The sequence below is a fragment of the Streptomyces sp. SP17BM10 genome (assembly GCF_036322405.1).
Classification (GTDB): domain Bacteria; phylum Actinomycetota; class Actinomycetes; order Streptomycetales; family Streptomycetaceae; genus Kitasatospora.
Genome location: NZ_JAQYXB010000621.1, coordinates 1 through 7484 on the forward strand (window position 1 = coordinate 1; position 7484 = coordinate 7484).

General features: G+C 73.4%; 7 protein-coding genes and 1 rRNA gene. 2 read left to right on the forward strand and 6 right to left on the reverse strand.

The window, feature by feature from the left end; genetic code table 11:
• Window positions 1-666: 666 nt before the first annotated feature.
• Window positions 667-1233, forward strand: a complete 567-nt coding sequence (locus PUR71_RS24400; protein WP_329929235.1) for a LemA family protein — start codon at window positions 667-669, stop codon at window positions 1231-1233.
• Window positions 1230-2753 carry a DUF2207 family protein gene (locus PUR71_RS24405; protein WP_329929236.1) on the forward strand — a complete coding sequence of 508 codons (1524 nt, stop codon included), beginning with the start codon at window positions 1230-1232 and terminating at the stop codon, window positions 2751-2753. The genes PUR71_RS24400 and PUR71_RS24405 overlap by 4 nt, the downstream gene beginning before the upstream one ends.
• Before the next feature lie 275 nt (window positions 2754-3028).
• On the opposite strand, the gene PUR71_RS24410 is transcribed toward PUR71_RS24405, so the two are convergent.
• From PUR71_RS24410 to rrf, 6 genes are all read right to left on the reverse strand, one after another.
• Window positions 3029-3595: a hypothetical protein gene (locus tag PUR71_RS24410; RefSeq protein WP_329929237.1), complete on the reverse strand. Its 567-nt coding sequence runs from the start codon at window positions 3593-3595 to the stop codon at window positions 3029-3031.
• Complete coding sequence (locus PUR71_RS24415) at window positions 3592-4992, reverse strand: hypothetical protein (RefSeq protein ID WP_329929238.1); 1401 nt, start codon at window positions 4990-4992, stop codon at window positions 3592-3594. Before PUR71_RS24415 ends, PUR71_RS24410 begins: the two co-directional genes overlap by 4 nt.
• Window positions 4989-5798: an ATP-binding cassette domain-containing protein gene (locus tag PUR71_RS24420; protein ID WP_329929239.1), complete on the reverse strand. Its 810-nt coding sequence runs from the start codon at window positions 5796-5798 to the stop codon at window positions 4989-4991. Before PUR71_RS24420 ends, PUR71_RS24415 begins: the two co-directional genes overlap by 4 nt.
• Before the next feature lie 52 nt (window positions 5799-5850).
• The gene (locus PUR71_RS24425) at window positions 5851-6681 is read right to left on the reverse strand and encodes a zf-HC2 domain-containing protein (RefSeq protein WP_329929240.1); all 831 of its coding nucleotides are present in this window, start codon (window positions 6679-6681) and stop codon (window positions 5851-5853) included.
• The gene (locus PUR71_RS24430) at window positions 6678-7238 is read right to left on the reverse strand and encodes an RNA polymerase sigma factor (RefSeq protein WP_329929241.1); all 561 of its coding nucleotides are present in this window, start codon (window positions 7236-7238) and stop codon (window positions 6678-6680) included. Before PUR71_RS24430 ends, PUR71_RS24425 begins: the two co-directional genes overlap by 4 nt.
• Window positions 7239-7400: 162 nt before the next feature.
• A 5S ribosomal RNA gene (gene rrf, locus PUR71_RS24435) occupies window positions 7401-7484 on the reverse strand; the annotation flags it as partial.

Below are 7484 nucleotides of genomic sequence, written 5' to 3' on the forward strand. Positions count from 1 at the left end.
CAGACGATCGAGGCCGGGGATGTCAACATATCTGGCGTTGACTTTTGGCACGCTGTTGAGTTCTCAAGGAACGGACGCTTCCTTCGAGCCGCCTTCCAGCGGGCCCTCCGGGCGCTTCGTTCTTTCGTGTTTCCAGCTTACCAGATGATTTCCGCTCCGTTTCCGGGCTTCGCCATCCGACTCACTGTCGTCTTGACCGGAGCTTTACGCCCCGTCCGACGTCCTGAACTGTAGCCGATCCCCGCTCCGTAAAGCGAATCCGACCGAAGTCCGGACACAATCCCGATAAACACACATGCCAAATGCGCACCGAGCCGCGACAGGACGCGACCCAGCCCGGACCGGGACGTGGTGTTTCAGGGGATTGGCCGCTCCGGGACCGTCCACACTGACGCGTGTCCGATACTCCCTGCCGAGCGACTAGGAGACAGTACTCCTACTCCGCGTCGGACACAAGAAGACCAGCTCACGGCCGGTCCGACCGCCTGCCCTGGAGCGACGAGGCCGGGGTGCCGGCCCGCTGCCCGGGGCCCTGCCGACCAGTCCGGTTCCGGCCGCGCCCGGTCCTCTCACTTATTCGCAGCACCCAACCGGTTAGCACGCCTAGGATCGCCCCGACCTACCGGGTCTACCGGAACACGAGGTCGCGTTTATCGGGGGGACATCATGGGTGCCGTCGTGGGTGGAGTCGTCGCCGTACTGGTGATGGCGCTGGTGTGGTCGGTGGTCCGGACGTACAACCGGCTGGTCCGGCTGCGGAACCAGACGCAGGCGTCCTGGGCGCAGATCGACGTCCAGTTGAAGCGTCGGCACGAGCTGATCCCGAACCTGGTCGAGGGCGCCCGTGGGTACGCGGCGCACGAACGGGCCACGCTGGAGGCCGTCGTCACCGCCCGCGGGGCGGCGGCGGACGCCGCTCTCGGGGTCGCCGGCAAGGCCGCCGCCGAGGACGTGCTGACCGCCTCGCTCGGCAAGCTGATCGCCCTGGGCGAGAGCTACCCGCAGCTGAAGGCCGACCGCCACTTCGCCGCGCTGCAGGCCGAGTTGGCCACCGCGGAGGACAAGATCGCCTACGCGCGGCAGTTCTACAACAGCGCCGTCCAGAGCTACCACACCGCGCTGGAGAGCTTCCCGGGCAACGTCGTCTCGGGCATCGGCGGCGCACACGCGCACCGGGAGTACTTCGAGGCCGGGGCCGCCGCCCAGGAGGCGCCCCGGGTGACCTTCGCATGAGCACGGGCCTCGAGGACCAGTTCTACTGGTCCGCCGCCGGCCTGTTCGTGCTCTGGCTCGTCGTCTTCGGGCTCGCACTCGTGGCCACCCGAAACGGCGTCGTGCACGCGGCCCCCGCCACCCAGGAGCTCGGCCCCGAACCGGAGCGGCCGGCCGTCGTCGCCCTGCTGGCCAACCGGTGGCGCTCCGTCGACCACGCCGCGGCCGCCACCCTGCTCGACCTCGCGGCGCGCGGCCTCGTCGAGGTGCGCCAGCCCTCAGACGACCCGACGCAGAGCACGGTGCACCTCACCGGCAGGGACGCCGACGACCTGACGCCGTACGAACGGCGTGTCCTCGCCCGGATCACCGAGCAGGCGGGCACGTCCGGCGCCCCGATCGGGGCGATCGCCTTCCGCGCGCAGGAGCGCGCGAGCACGTGGAACGCCGCGCTACGCAAGGAGATCGTCGCCGAGGCCCGGCGGCGCGGGCTCTCCCGATCCCGGTTCGCGCCGCTGCTGTCCGGTGCGCTGGCCGTCTCCGCCTTCGGCCCCGGGGTGCTGCTCGGGCTGGGCGGGCTCACCGGCGGGCACAACATCCGCGCTGCGATCGTCGTCGGGGTCCTCCCCTCGATCCCGCTCATGTACCTGCTGACCAGGGCGATCGGCGAGCGCGCGACGCGGTTCGGCCTGGAACGGGCCGGTCACTGGGCCGGCGTCCAGGCCTGGCTGCGGGCGCACGAGGACTTCGCCCCGCTGCCGCCCGCCTCCGTCGCCGTGTGGGACCGCTACCTCGCGTACGGCGCGGCGCTCGGCGTGACCACCCGGAGCACCCGGCTGCTCGGCTTCGACGCGGGCGACAAGCGCCGGGTCTGGTCCTCCTACGGGGGCGCCTGGCGTCCGGTCCGGATCCGCTACCCCCGCCTTCGCCCCGGCTTCGGGGCCACCCCGGCCCAGCTGCTGCGACTGGCGGGCGCCGCAGCCGTGGTGGCCGTCGGCCTGGCCGTGTTCGTGGCACTGCGCCGACCGGACTGGGCGGTCACGTCCGGCCCCGACCCGAGCCACTCGCTGCGCCGACCGGGCCTGCTGCTGACCCTCGGCTGGGTCGGCATCGGGCTTCTGGCGATCGCGGCGGCCGGCCGCTTCAGCCGCTGGACGCTCTTCGTTGCGTTCCTCGCGACGATGCCCGGCAACTACGCGAGCGGCCACGGCTGGCTGACCCACGGCATGGACGCCCCCGGTCCCCTGCCGGGCGAGACCGCCGCGATCGCCTGCTCCGGCGCGGTCGCCGCCTACTACCTGGTCCTCGCCGCCCTGGAACGGCGCACCCCGCACACCGTCACCGGCGAGGTCCTGCGCCTGGAGCCGCGCAAGCGCGAGAAGGCGCCGCGCTTCCTGGCGGTGGACACGGGCGACTCGGACCGCACCGTCGCCTGGGCCCTGCCCGCCGGGGCGCCGGAGCTCCCGCCCGGGAGCGTGGTCCGCCTGGCGGTGTCACCGGGCACCCGGGCGGTCAGGTCGGCGGAACTCGCCACGGCCTGACCGGCGATCACGGCGAGGCCTGATCGGCGAACAGCCCCAGCGCGGCGCGGTCCTGCCGGTCCAGCTCGGACTGCCCGGGGCGCGGGGGTCCCGGCAGCTCGCCGATCTCGGCGCCCTCGTACGTGAGCGGGAAAGCGTTCGTACACCGGGACCTCGCCCCCGTACACAGGGTCTTGCCCCTGTGTACGGGCGCGTCGCCCTCGGGCGGCTCGGCCACCCTGCTCCGGGCCGGCCGGGACCGACTCCGAGGGGACCGCCGGGAGCCACCCGGCCCCCTACCGCCTCGGGCCCGCCACCGCGTACAGCGCCGTGCCGAGTGTCAGCAGGGCCAGCGCTGTCGCGGTGGACGTCTCGGTGCCGGGGGGAAATGTCATCCAGTGGAGCACCTCTCCCGTGGTACCGCCCGGTGACGGGGCGAGGAGGGTGAAGGCGAGCCAGCCCGTCGGGAGAGTCCAGGCGAAGTGGGCTCCACACAGCACCGCACCCAGCGCGGCCAGCCCTGCCAAGCCCGCCGCGGCTCGAATGACCACCTCGGCGGGGGCCAATTGTGTTCCCGCCGCCTGGACGGCCAGCAGGGCCACGCCGGCCAGCAGGCCGATGAGCAGGACGTGGACCGCCCGTCGGGGTGCCCAGCGGATCGCGGCCGTCCGTTCCAAGGCCTCGTCCCGCCCTCCGAGTCCGACGGAGGCGGCGGCCACGTTCGCGGTCAGGACGAGGACCGCGAGGCCCGCGTCCGCGCGCCCCGGGCCGTCGAGGGCCCAGAGCGCCGCCATGACGACCGCGATCGCCGCGGCCGAGGCGGGCACCCGACGCGAACGGGCGTACAGCGTCAGCCACCTCATCGCGCCGCCTCCCCCGCCAGCACCGGGAGGTGGTTGTAGCCCGAGCAGGAGAGGGCCGCGGCGCGCAGTTCCACGATCCTGGCCTGCTGCTCGGCCGGCGGCAGCGCCGTCAGCTTCTGCCAGGCGTCGTCGGCGTCTGCCCAGGTCTTGAGCGCGTAAGCCTCGGTGCCCCTGGCCTCCAGCGGCTGGAGCCGGGCGTCGTGGAGGGCCCAGCTCACGGCCACGCTCTGGGCGGCGACGGCGCCGCGGCCCCCGCCCTCCCGGTCGTTGTCCCCGTGGCAGTTCGGTGCCAGGCCCTTGCCGATCAGCACACGGGCCAGCTGCTCCCCCGTCGCCTCGCGCAACAGCCGTTCGTCGAAGTCCACCAGCACCACGCCGGCGGAGAGTTGGCGATCATCGCCGAGCGCGTACAGCGTCGTGTCCTCCCGCACCTGGGTCGGCGCCGTGTCGCCGAGGACGTCGTGCAGCACGCGCAGCGCCTCCCCGCCGCGCAGCGAGAGCTCGGGCAGGCGGTCGCGGTTGGCCTGCGTCACGCACACCGGCCCGTCGCAGACGAGCGCGGCGGCGGTCCTGTCCACGACGTACGTGTCGCGGGCCTCGGCCGGCAGGACCGCCAGGGCCAGGGCCGCGCCGGTCAGGACGGGGACCACCGCGAGCAGCCGGCTCCGGCGGGTCCCGGCGACCAGCAGGGCAAACCCGCTGCCCAGCAGCCCGAGCAGCCAGAGCGTCTGGCCGAGGTGCACGGAGCCCGACAGGGTCAGCAGCATCTGCCGCGGCTCCACCGTCAACGGGGAGAACAGGGCGAGCCGGTTCATCGAGCCGCCCGAGGGCAGCGCCCCGTCGCCGTTCTGCCGCAGCAGGAGGCTCGCCAGCATCAGGACCGTCACCACCAGGGCGGGCGGCGTGAGCACGGACGGCAGCGCCCGGGCCACCCCCATGCCGAACACGGCCCCCGCGACGAGCGCCAGCGCCGCCACGAGCGAGATCGGCAGCCAGCCGAGCGACGTGTACGTGGTCCGGCCGAGGGCCACCTGGACCCCGCCCACGACGACCAGGAGACCGAAGCCGCCCGCCAGCACCAGAGCCATCGCGCCCGCCGGCACGGCCGCGCGGCGCCAGGCCGGACGCGGCGTGGTGCTCAACAGCTCACCCATCCGCGAGCGGGAGTCGCGCAGCCCGTACGCCGCGCCCAGGCCCACCACGAGTGGCCACCAGAAGCCGAGCAGGTAGCGCGTCCACATGGCCATGGAGGTCCACTGGGCCGTCCACCCCGCGTTGCCGCGCCACCAGATGCCGTCGATCAGGAAGAAGACCGCCAGGCTGCCCACCAGCACGACAGCGCCGGCCCACGGCGCGATCGAGCGCTTCAGCTCGGTCCGCAACACCCGCGCGCTCACCACGTACCCCCGGGCTGACCGGAGTTGCTCAGCAGCGCCGAGTACCCTCGCTCCAGCGGACTGTCGCCCGGGTACTCGGGGCCGCCCGCCGCGGCCAAGGCCTCCGGCGTGCCCTGGAAGACCAGGCGGCCGTCGGCGAACAGCACCACGTCGGAGCAGGCCGCCGCGACGTCCTCGACCAGGTGGGTCGAGACGATCACGCAGGCCTCGCGCCCCAGTTCCTGCAGCAGCTCGCGCAGCCGCAGCCGCTGCGCCGGGTCCAGGCCGACCGTCGGCTCGTCCAGCAGCAGCACCGCCGGGTCGTTGACGATGGCCTGGGCGATGCCGGCCCGCCGCACCATGCCCCCGGACAGCGTCTTCATCCGGTGGTCGGCCCGGTCCGCGAGACCGACCCGTTCCACGGCCCGCTGGACGGCACCCGGGATGTCCGCCTTCGGCACCTCCTTCAGCCAGGCCATGTACTCGACGAACTCGCGCACCGTGAAGCGCTTGTAGTAGCCGAACTCCTGGGGCAGGTAGCCGATCCGGCGCCGAAGGGCGCGGTGGTCGCCCAGCGCGCTCACCGGGCTGCCGAGCAGTTCGAGCGAGCCTGCGGCGGGGCGGAGCACGGTGGCCAGCGCACGGATCAGGGTGGTCTTCCCGGCGCCGTTGGGCCCCAGGAGGCCGTGGGTGCCGGTGCCCAGGTCGAGGTCCAGCCCGTCGACCGCGAGCTTCCGCCGTCCGGCGCGCACGCTCAGGCCGGTGGCCCGGACCTCCCAGGCGTAGGTCTTCGGCGCGGTGTCGACCGCGCTCGTCACAGGTGTCATGGATGGTCCCTTCCGGGGGTCATCGGTGGGAAGTTCGAGACCGACGAGGGCTTCAGAGAGCCGAGTAGAGGTTCCGGCGGACGATCACGGCGAGGGCGCCGAGCGCGAGCACCACTCCCCACAGGGGCAGGACGTCCGTGTCCAGGACGACGGGAACGCGCCGGGTGAACCAGGCGGGTGCCACGACGGCGACGCCCCACAGAGCGGCCAGGCCGGCGGCCGCACGGGTCACCCCGACGACGCTGCCCAGCGCCAGGGCGGCGGAGGTGAAGGCCAGCGAGGGCAGCAACCACTGCGCGGCCGTCATCGCCCCGGTCAGCCAGCCCTCCACCAGCAACCCGGGCACCACGACGCCGAGCACCGCCGCGGTGCGGCGAAGGAGCAGGGGCAGTCCGGCGCGGGCCGTCGACGCCGTCAGCTCGTGCGCCGGGTCCAGACCGCGCGACCACGCCGCGGCCACACCGCACAGGGGCAGCACGGGCGCGAGCAGCAGTGCGAGGGACGGGCTGCCGAGGACCGCCGACGGCGTGGCCTCGTCCAGCAGCAGAGCGACCAGCGTGACGGCGGCGGTCATCGCCAGCCAGGGAGCCATGACCGGCGTCAGCCAGGCCGTCACCCATCGGGGCCGACGTCGCCGGGTAGGTGCGCGAACGACGGCTGCGGCCAACTGCGGTTCCAGACCGGCTCGGACGGAGTCGACGAGCGCCGCGATGCCGGGCGCCTCGACGGGGACCACGGCCGCCAGGCGACCACGGCACGGCGCACACGTCTCCAGATGGGACTCCAGCGCCCACAACGTGTCGGCGGGCAGTTCGACATCACCGCGCGCGTAGTCGGCGATCAGCCTCGGCGCCGCGTGTCCCGTGCTCCTGTCGGCGCTCATGCCAGTTCCTCCCGCATCGCGATCCGGGCCCGGCGGGCACGCGTCTTGACGGTCCCTTCGGGCAGCCTGAGCAGCACGGCCGTCTCCCGGACGGACAGCCCGTCGAGCACCATGGCCTGCAGCACCTGTCGCAGCTCCGGCGCCAGCCGCCGCAGCGCATCGCCGACGTCGCCGCCGACCGTCCCGCCGAGCGCCTCCTCCTCCGCCGCGGGCGCCATCGCCAACTCGGCGGCGGCGACGGGCGGTTCGGCGTGGTGAGCCCGACGCCGGAAGGCGTCGACCAGCCGGCGCGCCGCGATCGTCCACAGCCACCCGACGGCCGTCCCGCCCACCGCGCTCCCGGCGAACGCGTCGGCCGCGCGCCACACCGCCAGGAACGTCTCCTGCATGACCTCGGCAACGATCTGCTCGTCCGAGCAGCGACGGCGCAACCGCACCGCCAACCACGGCGACGTACGGCGGTACAGCTCCTCGAACGCCCCGCGGTCGCCCCTGGCCACCAGCCGGAGGAGTCGCTCCTCGTCCAGCTCGTCCAGTGCTCTCCTGCGTGATCTCACACCAGCCAGACGCCCGATGCGGCGTGCAGGTTCTTGATCCGGCGTGACCTGCGTCACAGGCGGCAGCGCTGATCCGGCTTCGTCGGCTTCGTTCGAGAAAACGTGCCCGGGAATGCGAGAAGCCCCTGATCCGAAGGGATCAGGGGCTTCTCGTGAATGATTGTTCGGCGGCGTCCTACTCTCCCACAGGGTCCCCCCTGCAGTACCATCGGCGCTGTGAGGCTTAGCTTCCGGGTTCGGAATGTA

Bases quoted from the DNA above. Each gene is read 5' to 3' on its own strand.
- PUR71_RS24400 (WP_329929235.1), top strand. From the start codon at position 667: ATGGGTGCCGTCGTGGGTGGAGTCGTCGCCGTACTGGTGATGGCGCTG.
- PUR71_RS24405 (WP_329929236.1), top strand. From the start codon at position 1,230: ATGAGCACGGGCCTCGAGGACCAGTTCTACTGGTCCGCCGCCGGCCTG.
- PUR71_RS24410 (WP_329929237.1), bottom strand. From the start codon at position 3,595: ATGAGGTGGCTGACGCTGTACGCCCGTTCGCGTCGGGTGCCCGCCTCG.
- PUR71_RS24420 (WP_329929239.1), bottom strand. From the start codon at position 5,798: ATGACACCTGTGACGAGCGCGGTCGACACCGCGCCGAAGACCTACGCC.
- PUR71_RS24425 (WP_329929240.1), bottom strand. From the start codon at position 6,681: ATGAGCGCCGACAGGAGCACGGGACACGCGGCGCCGAGGCTGATCGCC.